Source organism: Pseudoalteromonas sp. T1lg24 (assembly GCF_002964745.1).
GTDB classification, from domain to species: Bacteria; Pseudomonadota; Gammaproteobacteria; order Enterobacterales; family Alteromonadaceae; genus Pseudoalteromonas; species Pseudoalteromonas spongiae.
Map to the genome: position 1 here is coordinate 44573 of NZ_PQCB01000002.1, position 23752 is coordinate 68324.

Sequence of the window (23752 nt, forward strand, 5' to 3'; positions counted from 1 at the left end):
ACCCAAATTTAATACGAGAACAATATGGCAGATGATACGCTAGCGACCGAAAATATAGATATTCCAGTGTTTTTTTTGGCGCCTGATATGCCTATAACGCAAGACTCAGAACCTGCGTTTTTTGTTTCAGTGGCACTTACCGAAATGGTAATGGCTGAAATGTGCCAAAAAATTACTGATGAAGAAACACATACGGTATTTCTAACAGATTACGCGTTTAACGACGTAATAGCAGATTGGCAGCGTGCAGTGACAAATATTGAATCAGTGCAATTGCACCTTAAAAAAGGCCCGCAATTAGCGGTGATGGTTTGTAGCGAAAACGAGCAACAGTTTATTTCACCATGGTTGGAATTTGCTCCTGAGTTTGATTTAGGACTTGATGACGAGGACGTTGAGTAAATGAAAAAGTTCGTTGTTTTATTTTTCATAATTGTGGTTTCTGGCTGTACAGCTTTGGCGGTCAATAACTGGCATAACAAATATGGCAAACCCGAAGTAAAACAACGAATAGTTGCGCATCATAGCAGTGATGGGCAATTTTATCAGAGTGCGGTAAAACCCGTATTAGAAAGCCGTTGTGTAGTGTGTCACGGCTGTTATGATGCACCTTGCCAGTTAAAGTTAACATCGGCAGCCGGTATTGATCGCGGTATTAGCAAAGAACTCGTTTACGATGGCACGCGATTAGTCGCAGCAAAGCCGCACCGATTATTTATTGATGCCGATTCAACGTCTGAATGGCGAGAACTTGGTTTTTCACCGGTTTTAAACGAATACCCCGAGTCACCTGCGAACAACCTTGCAGCAAGTTTGCTCTACAATACATTACTTGTTAAAAAATCAAACCCGTTGCCACAAGTGGCGCAGCTTGGTGATGAATATGATTTTTCGCTAGATAGAACGGCGACCTGTGCCAGTATTGAAAGCTATCAGCAAGTCTCTGAGCATCAACCATCACTGGGTATGCCTTATGGTTTTCCTGCCGTTGATGATAGCGAATTTAACGTGCTGCAGCATTGGTTAATGCAGGGCGCAAAAATGACCAATTTAGCGCCGGTGGACCAATTTACTGCACAGCAGGTTGAAAAGTGGGAAGCATTTTTAAACCAAGCACCAGCTAAGCATCAACTTATGGCGCGCTATATTTATGAGCACTGGTTTTTAACAAATATTTATTTCAGTAACGCTAAAGAGCAGCATTTTTATAAGCTGGTGCGTTCGACAACACCACCGGGCAAACCGATTGATGTAATCGCAACACGCAGACCATTTGATGAGCCAAACGTTGCGCGAGTGTATTATCGCTTACAGCGTAATCAGGCCAGCATTTTGGCGAAAAATCATATTCCATTAGCTCTGGATAACAAAGAGTTAGCGCGATTGCATCAGCTGTTTATTGCAACGGATTATACCGTGTCGGAATTGCCTAGCTATGCAGTAGATGTTGCCTCCAACCCATTTAAAAGCTTTGCTCAGATCCCGACCAAAGTGAAGTACCAATTTTTACTCGACCATTCACAAACCATTATTATGGGTTTTATTAAAGGGCCGGTTTGTCGTGGCCAAGTGGCGCTAAATGTAATTAATGACCACTTTTGGGTGGCATTTGTTGAACCCAAACGTGTTGCCAATGCCAATATGGATGAGTTTTTTCATCAAGTAGATGATTTATTGGCAATGCCGGCAGAGGAGCAAAGTAATGCGCTGCCAATTAGCAGTTGGGTTAAATATGCCAGACTACAAGCTAAGTTTTTAGCGCGTAAAACAGCGAAAATGAATGAGTCGTTTTCTGGTGGTAAAGGGCTTGATATGTCGCTGCTTTGGCAAGGTGAAGGGCATAATGATAATGCCGCACTGACTATTTTCCGCCATTTTGATAGTGCCACTGTAGTTAAAGGGTTAGTTGGGCAAGCACCAAAAACCATGTGGGTACTTGATTACAGCTTATTTGAACGCATTCATTATTTGCTGGTGGCTGGGTTTGATGTGTACGGTAACGTTGGGCATCAGTTGGTAACTCGCCTATATATGGACTTTTTACGTATGGAAGGTGAGCAAAACTTCTTAGCGTTTTTGCCGTTAGAAGAGCGCAGAAAGGTACGCAATCATTGGTATCGAAAAGCGCCCAAAAATTTAGTTGAGCATTTAGAGTCTAATGCCCAGTTTAACCAAGAAACAGGCATTAAATATCAAACTAATGCGCCAAAAGCGGAACTTTACAGCAATATTAAGCAGCATTTGTCAGCAGTGTTAAATACGCGACATAAGCTGGCAAATGATGAAATCAGCCAAGCACTTGGGGAGCTTAATTCGCTGCCAAATGCGGCAGTGCAGCAACTTGCACAAATCTCGTTTATTTTAGTTAAGCAACAAGGCCAGCATAAAGCTTTTAGTCTGCTGCATCATAATGCACACTTTAATATTTCAAGCTTACTTAACGAAGGTGCGCAGCGTGCACCACGCGAAGACACAGCAAGTTTGGTAAATGGTTTTATTGGTGATTACCCTGCGGTGCTGTTTTATCTTGAGCAGCATCAGGTGAATGAGTTTGTAACGCAATTTAGCAAGGTGAAAACAGAGAAAGACTACATTCAGCTAAAAACGCAGTTCGCAATTAGGCGTACAGATCCCGAATTTTGGCGTTATAGCGACATTCTGCATAAAACAGCCAAACAGAATTTACAAATTGAATACGGAATCTTTGATTACAATCGTTTTGAGAACAAATAGTTAATCTGTTTTGTTGGTTTTATCTTTGTGAAACTGATGTAAACAACATGCTAACACTTGATTTGTTCCTAAAAAATTTGGCAAAATCCTATAGTTCGTACTAGTTGAGAATAACAATGAAGATTTTACTAGCGATAAGCATTCTTTTATTACCTTTTTTTGCCCAAGCTGAGAAAGTTCAGCGTAAATGTTACAGCTCTGATGGCACCGTTAAATTCACAACACGTCGTTGCGGACCAGGTGAGCGCGAAGAAATTGTTAATAGTGGTCAGTCACTTACACAGTTCGCTCAAAAAGCCAGCAATAATGTGAGCACTTTGGGTTCGGGATTAGATAACTCTGATCTGACTTATTTTTTAACGCAAAACTACTCACAAACTGCGTGGAGTGAAAATATTGTGCGCAGTTACCTTGAGCCTGAGCAGGCGGTTGTTGTGGTCGATACCTTTCGTATCTATAAGTTAGAGGAAATTTGTCAAGCCACTATGCAGTGGATTGACCGCTACCCACACTCTCGTTTTGATTTGTCATCAATGCGCCTTGAATTTAATACGGGTGAAACCTTTGATGCGCGTTATGTGAAGAAATCACAGTGTGATTTTGAGCTGAGACAGTAATCGCTTTTTGATACACTAAGCCCAATTTAATTTTAGAGAAAGATTATGTCTGCCAATGTAAACAAAATTTGCACTATGCTAGAAATGCAAAACGCGATGAATACTAAAGTCCATGCCCAGTGGTTTAATCAGGGATTTGAGTGGTATCGTGCGATTTGGGTTGAGTGTGCTGAAATGCTAGACCACTACGGTTGGAAGTGGTGGAAGAAACAAACACCTGACACTGAACAAGTAATTCTTGAGCTGGTAGATATTTTCCACTTTGGTTTATCGCTTCGAATCGATGGCGAAACAAGTTATCAAGAGTTAGCAGAGCAATTAACTGCTGAACTAGAAAAGCCGACTCAAGCTGATGATTTTAAGCAAACTCTAGAACTACTTGCTGCAAGTGCCGTAGCAAACAAGACATTTGATGCGGCTGCATTTGCCGGTTGTATGGCGCAAATTGGTATGGATATCGACGATTTATATCGTGGTTATGTTGGTAAAAACACACTTAACTTTTTCCGCCAAGATCATGGCTATAAAGATGGCAGCTACATTAAAGTGTGGAACGGTCAAGAAGATAACGAACACTTAGTTGAAGTAGTTAAATCACTCGACATTAATCAAGAGAACTTTGCTGAGCTGGTATACAAAGGCTTAGAGGCTCGCTACCCAGCGTAAGTTATAAACCAAATTAAAGAGTACAAAAAGGCCACTAATGTGGCCTTTTTTTATGAGTTAAGTTATTGGCAGTAGAGTGCGGTAGTCTTCAATTGATAAGTAGTTATCAATAGTGCGGGTTGCTTTGGTGGAATCTGGGTTTGCAACTGCAAGAAGGTGTTTAATACCAAACTGTTTTGCCGCATCAAGCACAGGCAAGCTGTCATCTACAAACAAAGTTCTGGTTTTATCAAAGCCAAGCTGTTGCTCCACTTGTTGCCACAAGCGCTGAGATTCTTTACTTACGCCAAACTCATGGGTTGAAATAAGCGCATCTAAATGCACATCAAAAGCTGTTTGTTCAATTTTGAGTGACAGGCTATCTGGATGCGCATTGGTCAGTAAAATAAGTTTTTTTCCGGCTTCTTTAAGCGCTTTTAAAAAGTCAGGCACGTCTTCTCGAATGCTAATTAAGTGCTTAATTTCTTGCTTTAACTCGACAATTGGCAAATCGAGTTCCTGCTGCCAATAATCTAAGCAATACCACTGTATTTGTCCTTCCACTTGTTGGTATTTTTCTGACAGCTGTGCAAACGCTTGTTGCTTAGTGATACCGTGTTTTTCTGCAAGTTTTTGTGGGATTAGTTCAAGCCAATAATGGTTATCGAAATGAAGGTCTAATAATGTGCCGTCCATATCAAATAAAACGGTATCGATTTCCTGCCAATTTAACATAGGTTTTTTAGTTTAAAAGTTTTATTATAAATTTAGACTGTAGTTTAACAGAGTTTCAAGATGGCCGAGAACAAAGGATTAACACTCCCCCAAATTACAAATGTTACCGAAGTGTCGCACAGTAAATTGTTTACGGTAGAAGCGATGGACTTAACTTTTTCAAATGGCGTTAAAAGGCAATATGAAAGGGTAAAAGGCGGGGGCCGAGGTGCGGTGCTTGTAGTGCCTGTGGATAGTGAAAATAATCTAATATTAGTGCGAGAGTACTGTGCAGGTACACACGACTATCAACTCGGGTTCCCAAAAGGTCTAATTGATCCTGGTGAAACAGCGGTGCAAGCTGGTAATCGTGAGCTAAAAGAAGAGGCTGGATTTGGTGCAAAGCAACTTGCTGAGCTAAAGTTAGTATCGTTAGCTCCGAGTTATTTTAACGCTAAAATGCACATATTGTTGGCGCAAGATTTATACCCCGAGAAGTTAGAGGGGGATGAACCTGAACCACTTGAAGTTGTTAAGTGGCCGTTAAGCGATTGGCAAACACTATTACAGCAAACCGACTTTACCGAAGCGCGCAGCGTTGCTGCACTATTATTAGCAAAACAGTATTTATCTTAATTTAATTTACAGTAGTACCGAATGAAAGAATTTATTGAGCCTTGTATTGAAATAGCGCGACAAGCAGGTGACGCTATTTTAGATGTATACCATCAAGATGACATTCAACTATGTGAAAAGTCAGATAACACGCCTGTAACAAAAGCAGATTTAGCGGCAAATGAGGTGCTATTAGCGGGTTTAAAAGCGCTAGCACCAGATATCCCGATTATGTCTGAAGAAACACCAATTCCTGCGCTCTCAGACCGTGAGTCGTGGCAGCGATACTGGCTACTCGATCCGCTAGATGGCACAGGTGAGTTTGTGCTTAAAAGTGGCGACTTTGCAGTAAACATTGCGCTTGTTGAAAATAATAAACCGGTGTTTGGTGTTATTTTTTGGCCAACCGAAGGGGTTACATATTGGGCGATGCAAGGTGTTGGTTCATTTAAACGTGAAAATGGCGAAGATGTTCAGCTGCAAGTTCAAAAGCAATCTCAATTAAAGTTAGCTGTCAGTAGGCGACAAAATATTGCAACGGTAAGTCAGTACATTGACTCAGAGTTTGATACATTGCCATTAGGTTCATGCTCATTAAAAGCGTGTGCAATCGCTGAAGGACGTGCTGATGCTTTTATGCGAATAGGGCCAACTGGAGAGTGGGACACTGGCGCATCACAAATAATTGTGGAAATGGCAGGTGGTAAGCTTTTTGATGCGGAATTCAATCCTATTACCTATAACCAGCGCGAAACGACTGAAAACCCTGACTTTATTATTACGGGCGATCAAAGTTACCCTTGGCAAGAAATGATCAAACCGCATAAGCGTTGATGCTAATTTGAGCGGTTAAACAGTTTTTAAAAGAAAAAACTTGCATAACTGTCATAAATCCTTATTATAGCGCCTCACTTAAGCAGCAAAGCTTAAGAATACAGGCGCGGGATGGAGCAGCCTGGTAGCTCGTCGGGCTCATAACCCGAAGGTCGTCGGTTCAAATCCGGCTCCCGCAACCAACTCTTTGGTAGCCAATTCTTTTAGAATGAATTAAAACTTCTAAGGCTTGTTCACATTCGTGAACCATTCTGACGCGGGATGGAGCAGCCTGGTAGCTCGTCGGGCTCATAACCCGAAGGTCGTCGGTTCAAATCCGGCTCCCGCAACCATTTCTTAATACTCCCAACTTTTAAATTTTTATAAATAGTTTATTTCGCCCTACGGTCGTCGTTGGTGCCCAACGCGTATCACATCCGGCTCCCGCAACCATTTCTTAATACTCTCAATTTTTAAATCTTTATAAATAGTTTATTTCGCCCTACGGTCGTCGTTGGTGCCCAACGCGTGTCACATCCGGCTCCTTTAACTATTTCTTAATATTTCAACTTTTCAGTTTATTTAGATAGTTTTCTTCTCTAGAAATTATTCCTTTATATTTAAAGCTTCTAAACTTTCCGGCAAATTATCATTAGTGCTTAATATCGCGTTAAGTTGAATTCAATAAGTCGTAAACTATTAATTTGCTATGAAATATCTTTCAAACAAAGGGTTAGCCTGAGCATATCTTTGTGCTGAATTCCATTTTCGAAAATTGGCTCAGGGTAGTTGTCTAAAAAGTGGTTTTTAATCACACTTTCAACACGAAATCCTAATTTTTGATAAAAGCTAAGTTGATGACCAAAAGTTCCAGTCCCTAATTCAATAATTTCAACGCCTTTGTATTTTATCTCGGCAATCGCATATGCCAGCAATTTAGAGCCGACCCCCTGCGCTTGATATGTTGGCTGCACCGCAATATTCATTAGTTCGATAGAGATGCGTGAGCGTCGTTGAAAGATACAAGCAGCAATTACAGTATTATCGATAACTGCGGCAAAGCAGATGCCATTTGCTAAATAGGCCTGTACTTTTTCAATGTTTGGATCGGCTTCGAGTAAAAGAGCTAAAGAAAGTTTTTCAGGCTCAATGGGTATCAGCTGCATTAAGAGTTACTTACTTTGCGTGAAATGTTTTACCAGTAGCTGATAGGCATGGTTTGCTGTAATGTAGTCACTAGTATGCTGGTTATCTTGTCTATCTGGATGTGATGCGAGTGCGATTTTATACCAAGCACGCTTTACCTGTTTCAAATTAGCGTCACGAGCTAAGCCAAGCGTGTTAAACGCTGTAGTTAAATTATCTGATGTTATTGTGCTATGTTCAGCGTAGTACTGCCAAAAGTTATCCAGTAACTGGTTTATTTCATCGTTTGAGATAGCGATATTGTTAAAGTTTAAATAATACTCTGAAAGCGCAGAGTTATGATTTGTGACTTGGTTTTCTTGATACTTAACAAGCTTTATATTGATTGATTCAATAATTAAACTATACCCTAACTCTTTTGCATCATGTTGAAGGTTGAATAGGGCATTCATTACCAGAAAGTTTTGCTTAAACAGGTTTTGCTCTGGGTTTGAATCTAGGGTGTGCAGCAGCTTTTGTTGCTTTAACTGGTTAAAAAGCGCGTTGAGTTTGCAATTCGGGTATTGTAAAAGCGTCGCTAAAATAGCTTGTTGCAGTGTTAATGAGAGTGCTTCAAAGTTGCTATTCAAAATGTTCACTTCCTGTTTTAACACTTGCTGAGAAAGTCAGGCGACACAATGCCGCCTAACATTTATAAGCGTTAGTGCTTTTTAGCGTAGCTTTCGGCTTCGCGCCAAACACGCATTGTGTTACCGCCTAATAACTTAATAATATCTTTATCAGAGTAGCCGCGATCTAATAAACCTTGCACTAGGTTAGGGTAGCTTGCTACGTCTTTCAAACCGATTGGCAGTGAGTCGCCAACGCCGTCGTAGTCAGAACCAATACCGACATAATCAATACCAATTAGTTTTACTACATGGTCAATATGATTCAGCACTTGCTCTAAACTTGCAAACGGGTATGGGTTTTTAGCACTGTATGCTTTTCTGAAATCTTTTACTTGTGAACTATTTTCGCCGAAAGTCTCTTTGGCTTGTTTACGGGCTGCTTTCATTTTATCGCCCCAAGCACCCGCTGCAGAGGTTACAAAGCTTGAACCAAAGTTAATCTGAATAACACCGCCGTTTTCTTTGAGAGCAAGCAGCATTTTGTCATCCATATTGCGCTCAAAACCCGGCGTATATTTACGAAGTGATGAGTGCGATGCAATCACAGGCACTTCAGATAATTCCATAACTTGATAAAACGCATCGTCTGAAATATGTGAAACATCAATCAGCATGCCGATTTTATTCATTTCTTTTACTAGATCTTTGCCAAACGGGCTTAACCCCTTCCACTTACGACGAATATCATAGGACGAGTCAGAAATATGGTTGCTTTGTGAGTGCGCAAGGGTAATGTAACGCACACCACGGTCAAAGAAATGCTTTAGGTTTGCCATTTCCCCTTCCATTGGCGAGCCGTTTTCCATGCCCATAGCAAGTGACATTAATCCTTGCTTAAATTGTGCTTCAACGTCGGCAGTACTGGTTGCAATAGCAAATTTATCTGGTGCACGTTGTGCTAATGCTTCCATGCCATCAATTAATTGATTGGCTAGTTGATAACTTTTCCCTTTGCCTTCAAATTCGAGGTTTGCTGGAATGTAAATCGACATAAAAGGCACATTTAAACCGCCTTTTACACCTCTAGGATAGTCAAAATCCCCACCTTCCGTGGCTTTTGAGACATCATCCCATTTGTGGTAAATGCGGTAAGGTACATCGATATGGGTGTCGATTAATAAGTTCTCTTGTGCGAGTTTTACTGCTTTTTCTGATGCTGTGTATTGGGTTGCACCTGCTGTGAAGGTTGCCATTATGGCACTTGCGATTAAGCTTGTTTTTATTAGATATTTCATAGTGGATTCTGTGTCGTTGTTTTCTTTATTGTGCTTGCTTTAATGAGTAAAGCAATAGAATCGCGATAGAAATGTTGAGAGCTGTTGGTAATCGAAAGTTGTGAGTAAGAAAGTGAAAAGTTAAAAAATAGAAAAGGCGCTGCCTTTTCTATTCATAATCTGGGTGTGATTCAAAGTCACTGGCTGGCATAATATTAATCGTTTCGTGTAATTCAGAAAACACTAATACCGCTGTGCCAATTTTGAGCTGTGCTCTCACTTGCTCAACTTTTAAGTTGAGTGCTGCCTCTTCTTCACCGTAGTCAGTGCCTTCTCGCAGAACAAACTCTTTAATTAAATTAGTCAGAGTATCTGGGTCAATTTGTTCAATCGGAACGATCATTTTAATTTGCCTAAAAGTTGTTGCTGGAAAAAATGGGGAACTTGCTGCTCTAGCCAAAAAATCGGCTTAAATGGGTTTTTACCGCTTATAAAGCCAACATGTCCACCTTGCTTGGAAACCATCAGTTTAACCGCGTTGCTTACGTCTTCTTTTTGCGGAATAGCTTCTTGTGACAACATAGGGTCATCTTTTGCATGAATCACTAAAGTGGGAGTTGTGATGCGTTTTAAATACTGTTTGCCGCTTGATTTTAGGTAGTAATCGGCCGCATCTATAAAACCATGTAATGGGGCTGTTACTTTATTGTCAAATTCCCATAAATCGTAAATGTTTTCTAGTTGCTTTGCCGTTAAATTAATTGATTCTTTAATGTTATCAAGCTTTCTTGCTGTGGACTTTTTTAGCCTATCCAGTAAATATTTTTGATAAAGCTTAAAGCAACTTTTTTGAATCACTTTACATGATGATGCTAAGGCAAACGGGGCTGAAACAACGGCTGCGGCATCTAGCTGACATTCGTCTTCATACTCACCTAGGTACTTGGTTAATACATTGCCTCCGAGTGAAAAGCCAACGGCCATTAATGGCTTATTTGGAAAGCGTTGTTTTAATGTATTAACCAAAAAATGCAAATCGCTGGTTTCACCGCTGTGATAGGCGCGTGCCTGCAAATTAGCTTTTTGTCCACAGTTTCTAAAGTGTAATAACACAACATCAAAACCGGCTAAAGTTAAGGCTTTCATCATGCCTTTAGCGTAGAAACTATCAATATTTCCTTCTAAGCCATGCAGCACAATTGCTAACGGTTTGTCGTCGGCAGCAATATGCTGAGAACTCCAGATCAGTTGCAGAAAGTCGTGATCGGGCGTAGTGATTTCTTCAATATTGTAATCAACGGTAAGGTTTGGGCGAAAAAAGCGCGGTAAAATGGTTTGTGCGTGCCGATTGGTCATCCACCAAGCTGGCTTAAAGTTTTGATCCATGGCTGTGTACAAAAGAAAAATATTTGTTCAGTGTATCATACCAATTCGCAATTATAATTATTCATTTTGAAGCATTAAACCTGTTGCTAACCGCGTTAAAGTTTTTCATGTAGCGCAGCTTTACAGCGAAGTGATTGCCTTGCTACCAGCGCGGTTTTATTGCCTCACAATAGAGCACTTAATTATCCAAATTGGTATTAGAAAAAATAAAGCACCAAACTAGTTGCCTAGTTTGATGCTTTAGTGCGTCGTGCTTAATTCTAACAGGGTTTTTCAAATGCCGGCTAAAGCCCACATTATCAAATTTTATAAAACTAGTTATGACTCGCTAGGCTGATCGTTCTTAATCTTATTGATAAAGAAGCCTACGTAGAAAAGGCAAAGAACAATAACAACACCTAAAATGCCAAATGATAAAAAGAGCACAGGGTCCTGGAAAAAGTCTCTAAATAAATTGCTCATTGTGTTTCTCCTCTAACGTCAACACGAAAGAGAATAGAATAAGGTGAGCATAATGATCATGACTTAGATCAATATTTATCCCGCGTATTTACGCGTGTTACGCAAGTTGAGTTAATGTTTGATCTAGGTCAGTTTTTGGCACTGCTAAAATGTTTTCTAGGTAGTATTTAAGCGGGCAGGTGGGAGGCGAATCGTTTGCTGTTGCGCGATTAAAGGCGTCTACTAGCAATTGCTGTTCTTGCTTTTCAAGCTCTAACTCGGCATTGAGCATATGGGTTCGCAATACTGAGTAATTTTCCATTGTTTGCAACGACTGTTTGAAGTTGGCTCGTATTTGGCGAAGCGGCTGAGTGTAGTTTTGGCTAAATTCCGTAACGTGTGCATGTAATACGGCAATGGTTGAGGTGCTTACGATTATGTTTTGGTGGGAGAGGTATTTAAGTAGTAAGCACAAATTGATATTGGCAGCGTATTTATCTTGCAGCAGTAAAAGCGCGCGGCTACGCGCGCTTTTACTGTAATACTGCAAAGCAAACTGCCAGAGGTTGCTACTCTGCAAATTGGGCTGCAAAGTCAGCTTCCTCTTGTTCAAGTGTTTCGAGCTTTTCAAGCAGACTTTCTTCAATCTCATTGAGCTGTGGCGCAAGTTTGGCCTGTTCCGCTAGCTGTTTATTAAGTTCTGCCTTATTTTCATCTTGATAGATGCTGGCGTCCGCTAGCGCGCTTTCAACGTTTTGCAGCGCATCACTAACTGTTTCTAACTGCTTTTCAAGTTTTTCAATTTCGCGCTTTAATGGCTGCATTTGTTTTCTAAATTCAGCTTCGAGGCGTTTTTGCTCTTTGCGGTTTTGCACCTTGTTAGGTTTACTTTCAACTGGTGCTGTATCACTTTCAGGTGTTTTAGCAACGTCTTTGTTGGCAAGCCATGCGTAGTAATCTTCAATCTCGTAACCAAGTTGAGTTACTTGACCGCTATCCACTAAATAAAACTGATCTGAAGTGTTTTTTAATAAATGACGATCGTGCGATACCGTAACCATTGCCCCTTCAAACCCTTGCAGTGCCATTACGAGAGCATGACGCATTTCAAGATCTAAGTGGTTGGTTGGTTCATCGAGTAGCAAGATGTTAGGTTTTTGATACACCAATAATGCCAGTACTAAACGTGCTTTTTCGCCACCAGAGAATGGCGCTACAGGCTCAAGCGCTTTGTCGCCATGAAACGCAAAGCAACCAAGAAAGTCTCTTAGTTCTTGCTCTGTCGCTTTGTTATCCTGACGTTGCAAATGCAAAATGGCCGATGCACTTGGGTCGAGCGATTCGAGTTGATGCTGCGCAAAGTAACCTATACGCAAGCCTTGGTGGTGCACAAATTCGCCTGATTGCGCGTTTAACTCGCCTGCTAATAATTTGATTAACGTTGATTTACCCGCGCCGTTTTTACCAAGTAGTGCAATGCGGCTACCTGGAACAAGGTTTAGTTTGATGTCTTGTAAAATGGTGACATCGCCATAACCCGCTTTCACTTTTTCTAAAGAAATAAGTGGGTTTGGTAAGCTAGGTGGCTCTTTAAAACTAAAGTTAAATGGCGAGTCGATATGTGCTGGCGCCAGTTTTTCCATTCGCTCGAGTGCTTTAACACGACTTTGCGCTTGTTTGGCTTTGCTGGCTTTGGCCTTAAAGCGGCGAATAAAGTTTTCTAAGTGCGCTATTTGCTCTTGTTGCTTTTCAAAGTTACTTTGCTGCTGAGCTAGTTTTTCAGCCTTAATGCGCTCAAACTGGCTGTAGTTACCTTTGTAAGTGTGAATTTGCTGCTGATAAACGTGCCAGATTTCGCCGACAATGGCATCTAAGAATTCACGGTCGTGTGATATTAGCACTAATGTACCTGAGTAGGTTTTCAAAAACTTTTCTAGCCAGTAAACCGCATCTAAATCTAAGTGGTTGGTTGGCTCATCCAGCAGTAGTAAATCTGCTTCTTGTAATAACGCTTGGGCAAGGTTTAAGCGCATGCGCCAACCACCCGAAAATGATTTTACCGGCAGAGATATTTGCTGCTGCGAAAAGCCTAAACCATGCAGTAACTCACCCGCTTTGGCCTCAATGTGATAGGCTTGTAGTTCTTCTAAAGCAAGGTGAAGCTCAGCTTGTTTTGCGCCGTCGTTGGTACGTTCGGCTACATGAAGTTGCTCTCGCAGTGCGTAATACTCTTCGTAACCTTGCAGCACATACTCTAGTGCTGAAATATCTAATCCGGGCGTTTCTTGTTTTACTGATGCAATACGCCACTCTTTAGGAATACTACATTCGCCCATATCTGGTGATAGCTCATTGCGAATAAGTGCAAACAGGCTTGATTTACCACAGCCATTATTGCCAACAAGACCTACTTTGTGGCCTGGAAAGAGGGTTGCATTGGTATTTTTTAATAGTGGCTTGCCACCACGCAGTAATTCTAGATTAGAGATTTGAATCATTTAGTAAGCATTTTTGAAAACTTTTCTTGCGCTAGTATATCAAGTAATCAGTGTTGTTTGTTAAAATCGCTTTATCAACATTGAGATTAATTTGAAAACCATGAAACAGAAAAAACGTTTTATCGCAGGGGCAACCTGCCCAGAATGTAAAAAGCAAGATACTATGATGCTATACAAAGAAATGGATGTTGAAAAAGTAGAGTGTGTTGAATGTGGTCATACTATGACGCAGGCTGAAGGCCAAGTTCAAGCGTCTACACGCCAGTTTGAACAAGTAATTGGTGTATTTAAGCCTGAGTGATCAGGCTTAACGTCAATTTAGTAATGCGGTGGCGGGGTTTCATGCTCTTCACCGACTACCGAAGACGGTTTCATTTCTTTTAGCTTTTCACCTACCAACTCAATTTGACGGGTCATTTTTGCCATCGCCATTTGATGCTGCTTTAGCTCGTCATTTAAAATATCGATAGTTTCATCTTGGTACGCTACCTTTGTTTCAAGTTCGGTAATACGCGCTTCAAGACTGGTTATTTGTTCATTTGCCATGTTTCAGATAAACCGTTAGAACTTTCACTGATAATCTGCCCATTATCGCTAAAAGCGATGTCATATACTACTGCTGATTTTGGGCGCGAGTCTTTGCGCGGTGCTACTTGCCATGTTTGTAGCTCTTTTCCTGAGTTTGCATCCCATAATGCAATGGTGCGAGCCGGCGAACCTGTAAGTAGTTGATTAGCATCGGGGCTAAAGCGCACAGCGCTAAATACTTTTTGTCGTGCTCTGAATTGCAGGTTACTAATTTGTTCGCCTGTTTGTAAATTCCATACACTTGCTTGTTTTTTACTGTCGGCGGTAAAGGCTCTGCGGCCTTCTCGGTCTAAACTTACTTGGGTTACGCGACTTGGATGATTAAAACGGTGAACTACCTGTGCGCTGCGGGTATCCCACAAATATGCGGTGTAGTCATTTGCACCAGTTAGCGCGTAATAGCCATTGGGTGATAAATCGACGGCGTTAATTTTTTCGGTGTGACCCAAAAATTCGATTCTGCGACCAGTAGTTAGATCGATATGAATTACTTTTCCGTCACCTCGTCCATAAAGCACGTAACGGCCGTTATTGCTGATAGCTATATCGCGAATGCTCGATTCTTGGATTTTCCAAAAGCCGATATTCTCACCATTTTCTAAGCTCCAGACAGCAAAGTTAGTGCGATCTGCTGTAACGGCGAACTTATTATCATCACTAATGTCTATAGCGAGAACGAGGTTGTCTTCGCTTTGTTGGTGGCTCCATTGGTAAAGCAATGCATTGTCATTCAAATTCCATACTGAAATGCCATGATTGATAGAGGAGACAACTGCAAGGCTACCATTGGAGTTAAGGGCCGCTGCGTAACTGCCTTGTACAGCATGTTCTTGCGCATTGTTTGGTACGACATCGGTGTTATCGCACGCCGTTAAGGTAAATAGGATAAAAATTAATAAAGTTATACTAAATGGCTTCATTTTTAATCTAATTTCCCTTAACTCTTAGACTGTGAGAGGTTAGACTAGGACGAGTTTTGAGAACAAGGTAGTTACAGATAATAATTATCGGCGTTGTCTCAGGTTAACGTCTTTGTCGTCATTATTTGTGTTTTACATCGATGTTTGTCAGCCTATCATGTAACTCATTTAATTTTAACTTAGATAATTGTAGATAAAAGGCATTTTATTTGCCGGAGAAAAAGATGAAAAAAGTATTTAAACTTTCATTCGTTGCTGCATCAGTGCTTGCACTTGCTGCATGTAATAAAGAAGCACCGAAAGCTGAAGTAAAATTAGAGACCGAAGTACAAAAACAAGCATATGGTCTTGGCGCTTCAATCGGTGAGTTTGTTAAGAAAGATCTAGAAGGTAAAACTGAAGTTGGTTTTGAACTAGATAAAGCACTTATCGTTGCTGGTTTAGAAGAGTCTCTAGCGGGTAAATCACAGCTAACAGAAGAAGAAATTAAAGAGCTTCTAACGAAACTAAATACTGAAGTTGCTGAAAAGCAGCAAGCTGCGGCGCAAGCAAAAGCTGAAGAAGTTAAAGCACAAGGCGTTGCTTTCTTAGCTGAAAACGGCAAAAAAGACGGCGTTGTAACAACTGACTCAGGTCTTCAGTATCAAATTCTTTCTGAAGGTGAAGGTAAGAAGCCGTTAGCAACAGATACGGTTGAAGTTCACTATAAAGGTACATTAATTGACGGTACTGAGTTTGATAGCTCTTACTCTCACGGTGAGCCAATTACTTTCCCACTAAATCGCGTTATTAAAGGTTGGACTGAAGGTGTTCAACTTATGGCAGAAGGTTCAAAGTACAAGTTCTTTATCCCTTCTGAACTTGCGTACGGCGAGCGTGATCTTGGTAAGATCCCTGCAAACTCAACGCTAATTTTTGAAGTTGAGCTTTTAAAAGTAGTTCAGCCTGAAGCTGAAAAAGAAGCTGCTTCTGAGTAATTTTAATTACCAGTTTTAAAAAGCCACCCAAGTTGGGTGGCTTTTTTATTTGCCTTTGTTGAATTATTGCTCTAAATTAAACTGACTAATCAGTCGGTTTTTTATTTGGTTTAGAACTTTTATGAATTCATCCACCTCACACCCAGTTAACATTGAGTCTGTCGATGCATCAGCACAACAAGATGTTAATGCGATTGATCTTGAAGCATCATTTTCAACACTAAAAGAACAATACCTTACGAATAAACAGCCAACTTTAATTGAGCGTAAAACCTTACTTAATAGCTTGAAAAATGCGCTGATTGAAAACCAGCAAAGTTTGCTAGTTGCATTAAACCGAGACTATGGAAAGCGCCCTGATTTTGATAGTTTGATGGCGGATATATTACCGAGTGTTCAGCATGTTAATTATACCTTAAAGCACTTAAAAACATGGTTAAAACCAGAAAGGCGCAGTGCTGGTTTGCTGCTCGCGCCATCATCCATTTATGTTCACAAACAATCTAAAGGTGTGGTGGGTGTAATTGTGCCTTGGAATTTCCCTGTATTTTTAAGTATTGGGCCAATTGCAACGGCGTTGGCGGCTGGGAACAAAATAATGGTTAAACTTAGCGAGTATACGCCATTTACTAATCAGGTATTACGTAAGATTTTTTCATCGCTAAGCGATAGCGTGACGATTATTGAGGGTGAGCCTGATGTCGCCGCTAAATTTACTCAGCTTCCTTTTGATCATGTGTTTTTTACTGGCTCGACGTCTGTCGGGCGCTTAGTGGCAAAGTCGTGTGCCGAACGATTAATACCGAATACCTTGGAGCTTGGCGGAAAATCTCCGGTAGTGATTACGCCTGATTCTGATTTAGAAAAGGCGGCTGATGCGATTATTCTTGGTAAATCGGTTAATGCGGGTCAAATTTGTGTTGCGCCTGATTACGTGCTTGTTGAACAATCTCAGCATTTAGCATTTTGTCAGACTTATTTAGAAAGATTCGCTGCTTTATATGATGTTGATAAGTTCAATGATGAGTACGGTGCCGTTATCAATTTAGCGCAGTTTGAACGACTGCAAGCCTTGTTAGATGATGCAAAAAGTAAAGGTGCTCGCGTGTTATCGCCTAAAGGCTATGAAATTGACGTGCAAAATCGCATTATGCCACCACAATTACTGGTTGATGTGAATGAGCAAATGCTGGCCTGTCAGAGTGAAATATTTGGACCTGTGTTACCCGTAATTGCCTACAGTGAACTTAGCGAAACGATAAACTATATCAATAACAAAGCGCGTCCATTGGCGCTTTATATTATGTCCAAGGATAAGTTGGCGATTAATCAGGTTTTGCAGCAAACACACAGTGGCGGGGTATGTATTAATGATACCTTAATGCATGTGGGGGCCGATGATGCACCATTTGGTGGAATAGGCGAGTCGGGCGTTGGCAATTACCATGGTCGTGAAGGGTTTGAAACGTTTTGCCATAAGCGTACAGTATTAAAAACACCATTATGGTTACCGCGCGTTAAGCTTATTTTAAAATTTAAGGGATTGGCAAAGTCATTATTAACAAAGTTGTTTGTACGTTAAATGGGTAACTCAAAAAAACAAAACTTACTGGACGCGGCATTAACACTATTTGTTGCACAAGGTATCTCTGAAACATCGACCGCGAGCATTGCAAAGCATGCTGGTGTAGCGACAGGAACGTTATTTCATCACTTTGAAAATAAGAAGGTGTTAGTAGAAGCTCTGTATTTAAGCCTGAAGCAGGAGTTGGTGGCAAGTTTACAGTTAAGTAATGCAATCAATAGCAATGAGCAGGCATTAAGTGTGTGGCGAAGCGTAATAAAATGGGGGCTTGATAATCCAGAAAAGTTTTCATTTTTTACTATTTATTATGCTAGTCCATGGCTTGAAATGGACTTTAAACAAGGTGTTTTGAATAGTGTCTTTTATTTTTTGACTGAGTATATTGAATTGCAAAAACAGCAAGGTAACTTTGTGGCTTTGCCAACTGACTTTATTGCAATGCATATTCAACAAAGCCTTATTAATACAGTGCTTTACTTAAGTCACGAGCAGACAAATATGTTGGATGTTGAGAAGCTTATTGATAATAGCTTTAACATGTGTTTGTTTGGGCTAATTTGCAGAAATTAAAATGGCGTTAATTAACGCCATTTATTCACTGTGATGAGTGTATAGATTCTCAATAAGCTCATCTTCAAGTTCGAAGCGTTGCTCAAGAACTTGGCCTAATGTTGAAAGGTCTTCGTCAAACTTAGGCATTAAGCTTTTTTCTTTTGCGTTGGCGTAATCATCGTTAAAGCTAAGTGCTATATCTGTTGAAGCTGAAATTTGCGGATAAAGCGATTGTGCAAGTTTAAGGCTTTCTGGGCCTTTTTCAGCGCATGCCTTCACTAAGTTATCGTAAATCTCAAAATGACCCGCAGATAGGTAGTCCATCAGAATCTGACAAAACTCAAGGATTTCAGACTTTTGCGGTAGCGCTTGGTCGCTTCGTTCATAGGGAGGTAAACCTGCAAGCTTACAGTAAATTACGAGTAAATCTTGACGCTCTTGCAACCAGTTATCGATTGCTGAGTGAGCTCCACCCCATTCTTCTTTGGCTTTTTCTAATCTCGTAAGCATATATTTGTCCCTTTACTTCAATCTAATAGCTATAACAATGAAATCTTGATGAAAGGTCAACTGATTTTTAACATATTTAATTAAGATTAGATTAAGTTGCTGATAGTTATGAGTATTTTTAATATGCTATTTTGTGCTTAGAAAAAGTTCTTTATTTTCAATGTGCATAAAAAGAAAAAACCACCCAATAGGGTGGTTATAAAACTTTTTCTGACTTGATTAATTCAAGCTCTTATTTTTGTATCTATTTTATAACAAACTATTTTCATTTTAACAACGTTAAATTTCAAAAATAGGCGATTAATAGCAAAATAAGGGTAAAAAGATGAATAATTACGCATTTAAAGCGTTAGCGCTTGATCTTTCGCATAGTTAGTTAGCGTTCTAAATGATACAATTCGCGCAGTTTTATTTTTTAGGTTTTACACTACCATGAGTGAATTAAAGAACGATCGCTATTTACGTGCGCTACTTAAACAACCTGTAGATCAAACTCCAGTATGGATGATGCGTCAGGCTGGACGTTATTTACCAGAATACCGTGCAACACGCGCGCAAGCTGGCGACTTTATGAGCTTATGTAAAAATGCTGAACTTGCTTGCGAAGTAACGCTTCAGCCACTACGTCGTTATCCACTGGATGCAGCGATTCTTTTCAGTGATATTTTGACGATCCCTGATGCGATGGGTTTAGGCTTATACTTTGAAACAGGTGAAGGCCCTAAATTTGAACGTCCAATTCAGTCAATGGCCGACGTTGCTAATCTACCTATTCCAGATCCAGAAGATGAACTGGGCTATGTGATGAATGCCGTGCGTACAATTCGCCGTGAATTAAAAGGTGAAGTACCGTTAATTGGTTTTTCAGGTTCGCCTTGGACACTTGCGACTTATATGATTGAAGGTGGTAGCAGTAAAACATTTGGCAAAATTAAAAAAATGGCTTTCTCAGAGCCTGAGATTTTGCACATGCTACTCGATAAGCTTGCTGATTCAGTTATTAGTTACCTTAACGCACAAGTTAAAGCCGGTGCGCAATCGCTGATGATTTTTGATTCATGGGGTGGTGTATTATCGCCGCGCGATTACAAAGAGTTCTCATTAACTTACATGCAGAAAATTGTAGATGGGTTAATTCGTGAAAACGATGGTCGTAAAGTACCTGTTACTCTATTCACTAAGAATGGCGGTTTAAACCTAGAAGCGATCGCAGCAACAGGTTGTGATGCAGTAGGCCTTGATTGGACTGTTGATATTGCTGACGCGCGTCGTCGTATCGGTGATAAAGTAGCGCTACAGGGTAATATGGATCCTGCAATGCTTCATGGTACGCCTGAGCGTATTCGTCAAGAAGTACAGCGCATTCTAGAGGGCTATGGTGACGGAACTGGTCATGTATTTAACTTAGGCCATGGTATTACACCAGAAGTTGACCCTGAAAACGCTGGAGTGTTTATCAACTCGGTAGGTGAACTAAGTAAACAGTACCACAACAAATAATGTACAGAGCCTTGCACTAGCAAGGCTTTTTTCTTTATGGCGATTACAGATTCTATTACTTGGCCTGGCAGCGTTGCCAATGCGAGGTTAATTCAACAAGAATTAGCTGCTAAAGTTAAATTAACACCAATGCAAAACCTTGTGCGATACATTGCGGGTATTGATGTTGCATTTCCTAACAAGGGTAAAACAACACGAGCTGCCATTGTGGTGCTCAGCTTTCCTAGTCTAAAAGTGGTTGAGCTGACTGTATATGAAGCGCAGACCGTAATTCCATATATTCCCGGTGTATTAAGCTTTCGAGAAGGTGGCGCAATACTAAATGCGCTTGCGCAACTTAAAATTTCACCTGATGTTTTAATGTTTGATGGTCAGGGGATTGCGCATCCGTTAGGGCTCGGAGTAGCGAGTCATATAGGCGTTATTTTAAATATGCCGACACTAGGCATTGCGAAAAGCTGTTTGGTTGGTAAATTTGATGAGCCGGAGTTAACAAAAGGGTCGATTTCAGATCTGGTGATTAATGATAAGAAGAGTGGTTATGTTGTGCGTTCACGGGATAAGGTGAAGCCGCTCTTTGTTTCGCCTGGTCACTTAATAACAAAAGAGCAAGCTTTGCAGCTTGCTCTTCAATGTATCACTAAATATCGCTTACCAGAGCCAACTCGGCTCGCCGATAAGCTTAGTAAGAATCAGATGTAGTATCAGCCATCATTGATGCTTCACTAAGTTCAATTAACTTAATGTAGTTTTGCGCTGGCCAGCTACGATTATTCGCTTCATTCAGTGCTTGTTGTAGTAACACTTGACCTTCTTGTACAGGCCTAGTTCAGAGTGCGCGCTACCAAGTACTGATAATAGCACTGGGTGATTATTATCAACCGCACGCGCTAACTCTGCATATTTAATTGCACTTTGTGCGTCACGTAACTCAGCAACGTCAGAAAACGCAAGTAAGCGAGAATATTCGATCATTGCCGGTAAATACTGGCTATGCGCTGCGGTTTTTAGCATTTCGGCAGCGGTTTCAACATCATAATGAATGCTGCCGTAATTTAGCATGATGCGTGCTAGTTGATATTGCGCGCGTTCGTTGCCAGATTCTGAAGCACGTTGTAACCAGTTAAATGCTTTTTCTTCATCAGGTTGGCAACCTTCACCATTTTCAAAACAGTGCATTAAGCGCATTTGTGCATCATGATTGCCATTAATAGCGGCTTTGTAATACCAATCGATATGCTCGTTTTCTGATGCTTTTTCAAGTACACCGTGTTCTAACATTAATGCATAGCGATTTTGTGCAACACTGTTACCTTTATCTGCAAGCTCGACAAGCTTGGTTTTGTATTCAGTAAGTGCGCGCTCAAATTCACGTTTAACTTTGCTATTTTCAGAGCCAAGCGTAAATGAAGCAACCAGATCAAATACGCGACGCGGTTCACCTGTTGGGCTTACATCTGGCTCGAATTTCCATTTTTTCACTGCTTCTAAAGCAGCTTCGTCGATAACTCCTTTTGGAAATGATGCTAGAATTCGGCTATCTTCAACGACCCCACTTTCGTTGACATTATAGCCAATTGTTACCCAAGCTTTAGACGCTGAACGAGTGTTGCCATCGATTTCAGGTTCTACACGTTCTAATAATTTAGCGCGCTCAGGAAAGAAATTGGTATGCTTTGAAATAGGCGCATAGCGTAAATCATGAAGCTTTTTACCAAAGCTATCTTTTAAGTCGATATATGCTTCTTTTGCTTCACGGCGCGAAGGTACTTGCTTACGCAATTCGCGATATTTGTCTTGCGCTTGTGGGTGGCCAAAATCTTTAGCTAATAAGTACCAAGCGTAGGCTTTGGTAATATCTTTTTCGACGCCTTGACCATTTAAATAGGCAGTTGCGAGATCGTATTGCGCATTAACATGACCAAGTTTTGCAATCTTGGTTAGTTCGCTCACATATTTTTCAACATCTCCCTGTTTTTCATAATACTTTGCAGTTGAATAGTCCGCAAAACTGCTTACAGAAAACAAAGATAGTGCTGAGGCAAGTAATAGAGTGGGGGTTTTCATACTTAACAGCCTATTATTATTTTTTTAGGCTTTTAAGTTTACAATAATTTTACACGATCTCAAGCATTAGTTTAAAAAAGCGGCACTTTATGTGAATGTTTGTAATAAACCTGACATAAAGTGCCTTTTTGCTTTATTTAATTAACCGATTCAATCCGTTAAGGGCAGCTACTCGATAAGCTTCTGCCATGGTTGGGTAGTTAAATGTTGTATTAACAAAGTATTCTATGGTGTTGCCACCATTTTTTTGTTCCATTACTGCTTGCCCAATGTGAATGATCTCAGCGGCACGCTCACCAAACACGTGAATACCTAAAATCTCTTTTGTTTCGATATGGAATAGGATTTTTAGACTACCAACTTCTGTACCGGCAATTTGTGCGCGAGCTAAGTGCTTAAACTGTGCGCGACCTACTTCATAAGGTACTTTTGCTGCCGTTAACTCTTGCTCAGAGCGACCAACGGAACTAATTTCTGGAATAGTATAAATACCGCTTGGAATATCACGAATTAGTTTCTTATTACATTCGCCAGTGGTGATGGCATCTGCTGCGATTCGACCTTGATCAAATGCCGCACTTGCAAGGCTTGGATAACCAATTACATCGCCAACAGCGTATACATTTTCCACTTCAGTTTGATAGTTTTCATTTACTTTCAAATTGCCACGGCTATCTGAGCTTAAACCAATCGCTGATAAGTTAAGCTTGTCGGTGTTACCTGTTCGGCCGTTGGCAAACAGTAGGCAGTCAGCTTGCATTTTTTTACCTGATTGCATATGCATAATGACGCAATCATCGCGGGTTTCTACTTTTTTAAACTCTTCGTTATGGCGAATTAGAATACCGCTATTCCAAAAGTGGTAACTTAATGAATCAGATGTTTCTGCATCAAGGAAAGCGAGTAGGCGATCACGGGTGTTTATGAGATCTACTTTTGCGCCTAGGCCGCGAAAAATAGAAGCGTACTCACAGCCAATCACACCTGCACCGTAAATAATAATGTGACGAGGGTCGTGCTTGAGGCCCAAAATGGTATCGCTGTCGTAAACGCGTTTATGATTAAAGTCGATTTCAGCAGGGCGATAAGGGCGAGAGCCCGTCGCAATGACAATTGTTTGCGCTGATAATGACTCGCTCGAACCGTCGTCTTTTAAAATTGAAATCGTATTTTTATCAACAAAGCTCGCCTCGCCATGAATTAGCGTAATACGGTTGCGATCATAAAAGCTGGTGCGTAAATTAACCTGCTTTGAAATTACGTTACTCGCATGATCTAAAATATCTGGGTAGGTCATGCGCTCTCTGTGAGCTTGTGAATTAAACAGCGGGTTTGAATTAAACTCAATCAAGCGACTAACCGAGTGGCGCAGTGCTTTTGATGGAATTGTACCCCAGTGAGCACAACCACCACCCACTTTCGGTTGTTTTTCAACAACCGCTACGCGCTTGCCACTTTTCGCAAGGTTCATAGCAGTACCCTCACCACCAGGGCCAGTACCAATTATAATGGCATCATAATCATACTGTTTTTTAGTCGCTTGTTTTTTTGTCACAGAGT

At 40.7% G+C, this 23752-nt stretch carries 27 protein-coding genes and 2 tRNA genes; 14 read left to right on the forward strand and 15 right to left on the reverse strand.

Annotated features, from left to right (window positions below):
- The first annotated feature begins 24 nt into the window (after window positions 1–24).
- From C2M30_RS01000 to C2M30_RS01015, 4 genes are all read left to right on the forward strand, one after another.
- Window positions 25–402, forward strand: a complete 378-nt coding sequence (locus tag C2M30_RS01000; protein WP_105170359.1) for a hypothetical protein — start codon at window positions 25–27, stop codon at window positions 400–402.
- The gene (locus tag C2M30_RS01005) at window positions 403–2733 is read left to right on the forward strand and encodes a fatty acid cis/trans isomerase (protein ID WP_105170360.1); all 2331 of its coding nucleotides are present in this window, start codon (window positions 403–405) and stop codon (window positions 2731–2733) included. It begins immediately after the preceding gene.
- A 116-nt stretch (window positions 2734–2849) separates the two neighbouring features.
- Window positions 2850–3350 carry a hypothetical protein gene (locus C2M30_RS01010; protein WP_105170361.1) on the forward strand — a complete coding sequence of 167 codons (501 nt, stop codon included), beginning with the start codon at window positions 2850–2852 and terminating at the stop codon, window positions 3348–3350.
- A 45-nt stretch (window positions 3351–3395) separates the two neighbouring features.
- Entirely contained in the window at window positions 3396–4016 is a 621-nt protein-coding gene (locus C2M30_RS01015) for a dUTP diphosphatase (RefSeq protein WP_105170362.1), read from the forward strand.
- A 57-nt stretch (window positions 4017–4073) separates the two neighbouring features.
- On the opposite strand, the gene yrfG is transcribed toward C2M30_RS01015, so the two are convergent.
- Window positions 4074–4730 (reverse strand): GMP/IMP nucleotidase, encoded by a 657-nt coding sequence (yrfG, locus tag C2M30_RS01020; protein ID WP_100912441.1) that lies wholly within the window; start codon window positions 4728–4730, stop codon window positions 4074–4076.
- A gap of 60 nt (window positions 4731–4790) precedes the next feature.
- Here yrfG and nudE point away from each other — a divergent pair, with 60 nt between their 5' ends.
- The 4 genes from nudE to C2M30_RS01040 all read left to right on the forward strand — a co-directional run bounded on the left by nudE (window position 4791) and on the right by C2M30_RS01040 (window position 6490).
- Window positions 4791–5345, forward strand: a complete 555-nt coding sequence (nudE, locus tag C2M30_RS01025; protein ID WP_100912442.1) for an ADP compounds hydrolase NudE — start codon at window positions 4791–4793, stop codon at window positions 5343–5345.
- A gap of 21 nt (window positions 5346–5366) precedes the next feature.
- Window positions 5367–6158 (forward strand): 3'(2'),5'-bisphosphate nucleotidase CysQ, encoded by a 792-nt coding sequence (gene cysQ / locus C2M30_RS01030; protein ID WP_054980471.1) that lies wholly within the window; start codon window positions 5367–5369, stop codon window positions 6156–6158.
- 105 nt (window positions 6159–6263) lie between these two features.
- Window positions 6264–6340, forward strand: a tRNA-Met gene (locus C2M30_RS01035).
- Window positions 6341–6413: 73 nt separating this feature from the next.
- A tRNA-Met gene (locus C2M30_RS01040) sits at window positions 6414–6490 on the forward strand.
- 354 nt (window positions 6491–6844) lie between these two features.
- On the opposite strand, the gene C2M30_RS01045 is transcribed toward C2M30_RS01040, so the two are convergent.
- From C2M30_RS01045 to C2M30_RS01080, 8 genes are all read right to left on the reverse strand, one after another.
- Entirely contained in the window at window positions 6845–7303 is a 459-nt protein-coding gene (locus C2M30_RS01045) for a GNAT family N-acetyltransferase (protein ID WP_234004661.1), read from the reverse strand.
- A gap of 6 nt (window positions 7304–7309) precedes the next feature.
- Entirely contained in the window at window positions 7310–7912 is a 603-nt protein-coding gene (locus C2M30_RS01050; protein WP_158683288.1) for a DNA-J related domain-containing protein, read from the reverse strand.
- A gap of 71 nt (window positions 7913–7983) precedes the next feature.
- Window positions 7984–9189 carry a dipeptidase gene (locus tag C2M30_RS01055; protein ID WP_010562187.1) on the reverse strand — a complete coding sequence of 402 codons (1206 nt, stop codon included), beginning with the start codon at window positions 9187–9189 and terminating at the stop codon, window positions 7984–7986.
- Between the two features lie 148 nt (window positions 9190–9337).
- Window positions 9338–9571 (reverse strand): YheU family protein, encoded by a 234-nt coding sequence (locus C2M30_RS01060; RefSeq protein WP_105170364.1) that lies wholly within the window; start codon window positions 9569–9571, stop codon window positions 9338–9340.
- On the reverse strand, window positions 9568–10554 hold the full coding sequence (locus tag C2M30_RS01065; RefSeq protein WP_105170365.1) for a hydrolase: 987 nt from the start codon (window positions 10552–10554) through the stop codon (window positions 9568–9570). The genes C2M30_RS01060 and C2M30_RS01065 overlap by 4 nt, the downstream gene beginning before the upstream one ends.
- Window positions 10555–10872: 318 nt before the next feature.
- Window positions 10873–11016, reverse strand: coding sequence for a DUF3149 domain-containing protein (locus C2M30_RS21660; RefSeq protein WP_010562184.1), 144 nt, complete (start codon window positions 11014–11016; stop codon window positions 10873–10875).
- Window positions 11017–11113: 97 nt separating this feature from the next.
- Entirely contained in the window at window positions 11114–11647 is a 534-nt protein-coding gene (locus C2M30_RS01075; protein ID WP_105170366.1) for a TIGR02444 family protein, read from the reverse strand.
- Window positions 11565–13493 (reverse strand): ATP-binding cassette domain-containing protein, encoded by a 1929-nt coding sequence (locus C2M30_RS01080; protein WP_105170367.1) that lies wholly within the window; start codon window positions 13491–13493, stop codon window positions 11565–11567. Before C2M30_RS01080 ends, C2M30_RS01075 begins: the two co-directional genes overlap by 83 nt.
- Window positions 13494–13593: 100 nt before the next feature.
- Here C2M30_RS01080 and C2M30_RS01085 point away from each other — a divergent pair, with 100 nt between their 5' ends.
- Window positions 13594–13794: a YheV family putative zinc ribbon protein gene (locus C2M30_RS01085; protein ID WP_010562181.1), complete on the forward strand. Its 201-nt coding sequence runs from the start codon at window positions 13594–13596 to the stop codon at window positions 13792–13794.
- A 17-nt stretch (window positions 13795–13811) separates the two neighbouring features.
- On the opposite strand, the gene C2M30_RS01090 is transcribed toward C2M30_RS01085, so the two are convergent.
- Window positions 13812–14024, reverse strand: coding sequence for a SlyX family protein (locus C2M30_RS01090; protein WP_100914476.1), 213 nt, complete (start codon window positions 14022–14024; stop codon window positions 13812–13814).
- Window positions 14021–15001: a WD40 repeat domain-containing protein gene (locus C2M30_RS01095; protein WP_105170368.1), complete on the reverse strand. Its 981-nt coding sequence runs from the start codon at window positions 14999–15001 to the stop codon at window positions 14021–14023. Before C2M30_RS01095 ends, C2M30_RS01090 begins: the two co-directional genes overlap by 4 nt.
- Before the next feature lie 224 nt (window positions 15002–15225).
- On the opposite strand from C2M30_RS01095, the gene fkpA reads away from it, so the two are divergent.
- The 3 genes from fkpA to C2M30_RS01110 all read left to right on the forward strand — a co-directional run bounded on the left by fkpA (window position 15226) and on the right by C2M30_RS01110 (window position 18133).
- Window positions 15226–15978 (forward strand): FKBP-type peptidyl-prolyl cis-trans isomerase, encoded by a 753-nt coding sequence (gene fkpA, locus C2M30_RS01100; RefSeq protein ID WP_010562178.1) that lies wholly within the window; start codon window positions 15226–15228, stop codon window positions 15976–15978.
- A 121-nt stretch (window positions 15979–16099) separates the two neighbouring features.
- A complete protein-coding gene (locus tag C2M30_RS01105) occupies window positions 16100–17560 on the forward strand; it encodes a coniferyl aldehyde dehydrogenase (protein ID WP_105170369.1) in 1461 nt (486 codons plus the stop codon).
- Complete coding sequence (locus C2M30_RS01110; RefSeq protein WP_105170370.1) at window positions 17561–18133, forward strand: TetR/AcrR family transcriptional regulator; 573 nt, start codon at window positions 17561–17563, stop codon at window positions 18131–18133.
- A gap of 21 nt (window positions 18134–18154) precedes the next feature.
- On the opposite strand, the gene C2M30_RS01115 is transcribed toward C2M30_RS01110, so the two are convergent.
- Window positions 18155–18625, reverse strand: a complete 471-nt coding sequence (locus C2M30_RS01115) for an Rsd/AlgQ family anti-sigma factor (protein WP_010562175.1) — start codon at window positions 18623–18625, stop codon at window positions 18155–18157.
- 432 nt (window positions 18626–19057) lie between these two features.
- On the opposite strand from C2M30_RS01115, the gene hemE reads away from it, so the two are divergent.
- Together hemE and nfi are read left to right on the forward strand one after the other, a co-directional pair.
- Window positions 19058–20125: a uroporphyrinogen decarboxylase gene (gene hemE, locus C2M30_RS01120; protein WP_010562174.1), complete on the forward strand. Its 1068-nt coding sequence runs from the start codon at window positions 19058–19060 to the stop codon at window positions 20123–20125.
- Between the two features lie 36 nt (window positions 20126–20161).
- Window positions 20162–20827: a deoxyribonuclease V gene (gene nfi, locus C2M30_RS01125; protein ID WP_105170371.1), complete on the forward strand. Its 666-nt coding sequence runs from the start codon at window positions 20162–20164 to the stop codon at window positions 20825–20827.
- Here nfi and C2M30_RS21915 read toward each other — a convergent pair.
- The 3 genes from C2M30_RS21915 to sthA all read right to left on the reverse strand — a co-directional run bounded on the left by C2M30_RS21915 (window position 20808) and on the right by sthA (window position 23747).
- The gene (locus tag C2M30_RS21915) at window positions 20808–20930 is read right to left on the reverse strand and encodes a hypothetical protein (RefSeq protein WP_267894171.1); all 123 of its coding nucleotides are present in this window, start codon (window positions 20928–20930) and stop codon (window positions 20808–20810) included. The genes nfi and C2M30_RS21915 overlap by 20 nt on opposite strands.
- Window positions 20909–22192 (reverse strand): TonB family protein, encoded by a 1284-nt coding sequence (locus C2M30_RS01130; protein ID WP_234004662.1) that lies wholly within the window; start codon window positions 22190–22192, stop codon window positions 20909–20911. Before C2M30_RS01130 ends, C2M30_RS21915 begins: the two co-directional genes overlap by 22 nt.
- Before the next feature lie 133 nt (window positions 22193–22325).
- On the reverse strand, window positions 22326–23747 hold the full coding sequence (sthA, locus tag C2M30_RS01135; protein ID WP_100912454.1) for a Si-specific NAD(P)(+) transhydrogenase: 1422 nt from the start codon (window positions 23745–23747) through the stop codon (window positions 22326–22328).
- Window positions 23748–23752: the final 5 nt, after the last annotated feature.

What these genes read in the sequence shown, in the direction of transcription:
- C2M30_RS21660 (WP_010562184.1), bottom strand. Translation starts at nt 11,016, where the DNA reads ATGAGCAATTTATTTAGAGACTTTTTCCAGGACCCTGTGCTCTTTTTA.
- C2M30_RS01065 (WP_105170365.1), bottom strand. Translation starts at nt 10,554, where the DNA reads ATGGATCAAAACTTTAAGCCAGCTTGGTGGATGACCAATCGGCACGCA.
- fkpA (WP_010562178.1), top strand. Translation starts at nt 15,226, where the DNA reads ATGAAAAAAGTATTTAAACTTTCATTCGTTGCTGCATCAGTGCTTGCA.
- C2M30_RS01015 (WP_105170362.1), top strand. Translation starts at nt 3,396, where the DNA reads ATGTCTGCCAATGTAAACAAAATTTGCACTATGCTAGAAATGCAAAAC.
- C2M30_RS01060 (WP_105170364.1), bottom strand. Translation starts at nt 9,571, where the DNA reads ATGATCGTTCCGATTGAACAAATTGACCCAGATACTCTGACTAATTTA.
- C2M30_RS01095 (WP_105170368.1), bottom strand. Translation starts at nt 15,001, where the DNA reads ATGAAGCCATTTAGTATAACTTTATTAATTTTTATCCTATTTACCTTA.
- C2M30_RS01110 (WP_105170370.1), top strand. Translation starts at nt 17,561, where the DNA reads ATGGGTAACTCAAAAAAACAAAACTTACTGGACGCGGCATTAACACTA.
- C2M30_RS01005 (WP_105170360.1), top strand. Translation starts at nt 403, where the DNA reads ATGAAAAAGTTCGTTGTTTTATTTTTCATAATTGTGGTTTCTGGCTGT.
- C2M30_RS01105 (WP_105170369.1), top strand. Translation starts at nt 16,100, where the DNA reads ATGAATTCATCCACCTCACACCCAGTTAACATTGAGTCTGTCGATGCA.
- C2M30_RS01045 (WP_234004661.1), bottom strand. Translation starts at nt 7,303, where the DNA reads ATGCAGCTGATACCCATTGAGCCTGAAAAACTTTCTTTAGCTCTTTTA.
- C2M30_RS01075 (WP_105170366.1), bottom strand. Translation starts at nt 11,647, where the DNA reads ATGAGATTGAAGAAAGTCTGCTTGAAAAGCTCGAAACACTTGAACAAG.
- nudE (WP_100912442.1), top strand. Translation starts at nt 4,791, where the DNA reads ATGGCCGAGAACAAAGGATTAACACTCCCCCAAATTACAAATGTTACC.
- nfi (WP_105170371.1), top strand. Translation starts at nt 20,162, where the DNA reads ATGGCGATTACAGATTCTATTACTTGGCCTGGCAGCGTTGCCAATGCG.
- C2M30_RS01115 (WP_010562175.1), bottom strand. Translation starts at nt 18,625, where the DNA reads ATGCTTACGAGATTAGAAAAAGCCAAAGAAGAATGGGGTGGAGCTCAC.
- hemE (WP_010562174.1), top strand. Translation starts at nt 19,058, where the DNA reads ATGAGTGAATTAAAGAACGATCGCTATTTACGTGCGCTACTTAAACAA.
- C2M30_RS01085 (WP_010562181.1), top strand. Translation starts at nt 13,594, where the DNA reads ATGAAACAGAAAAAACGTTTTATCGCAGGGGCAACCTGCCCAGAATGT.
- yrfG (WP_100912441.1), bottom strand. Translation starts at nt 4,730, where the DNA reads ATGTTAAATTGGCAGGAAATCGATACCGTTTTATTTGATATGGACGGC.
- C2M30_RS01130 (WP_234004662.1), bottom strand. Translation starts at nt 22,192, where the DNA reads ATGAAAACCCCCACTCTATTACTTGCCTCAGCACTATCTTTGTTTTCT.
- C2M30_RS01000 (WP_105170359.1), top strand. Translation starts at nt 25, where the DNA reads ATGGCAGATGATACGCTAGCGACCGAAAATATAGATATTCCAGTGTTT.
- C2M30_RS01080 (WP_105170367.1), bottom strand. Translation starts at nt 13,493, where the DNA reads ATGATTCAAATCTCTAATCTAGAATTACTGCGTGGTGGCAAGCCACTA.
- C2M30_RS01055 (WP_010562187.1), bottom strand. Translation starts at nt 9,189, where the DNA reads ATGAAATATCTAATAAAAACAAGCTTAATCGCAAGTGCCATAATGGCA.
- C2M30_RS01010 (WP_105170361.1), top strand. Translation starts at nt 2,850, where the DNA reads ATGAAGATTTTACTAGCGATAAGCATTCTTTTATTACCTTTTTTTGCC.
- cysQ (WP_054980471.1), top strand. Translation starts at nt 5,367, where the DNA reads ATGAAAGAATTTATTGAGCCTTGTATTGAAATAGCGCGACAAGCAGGT.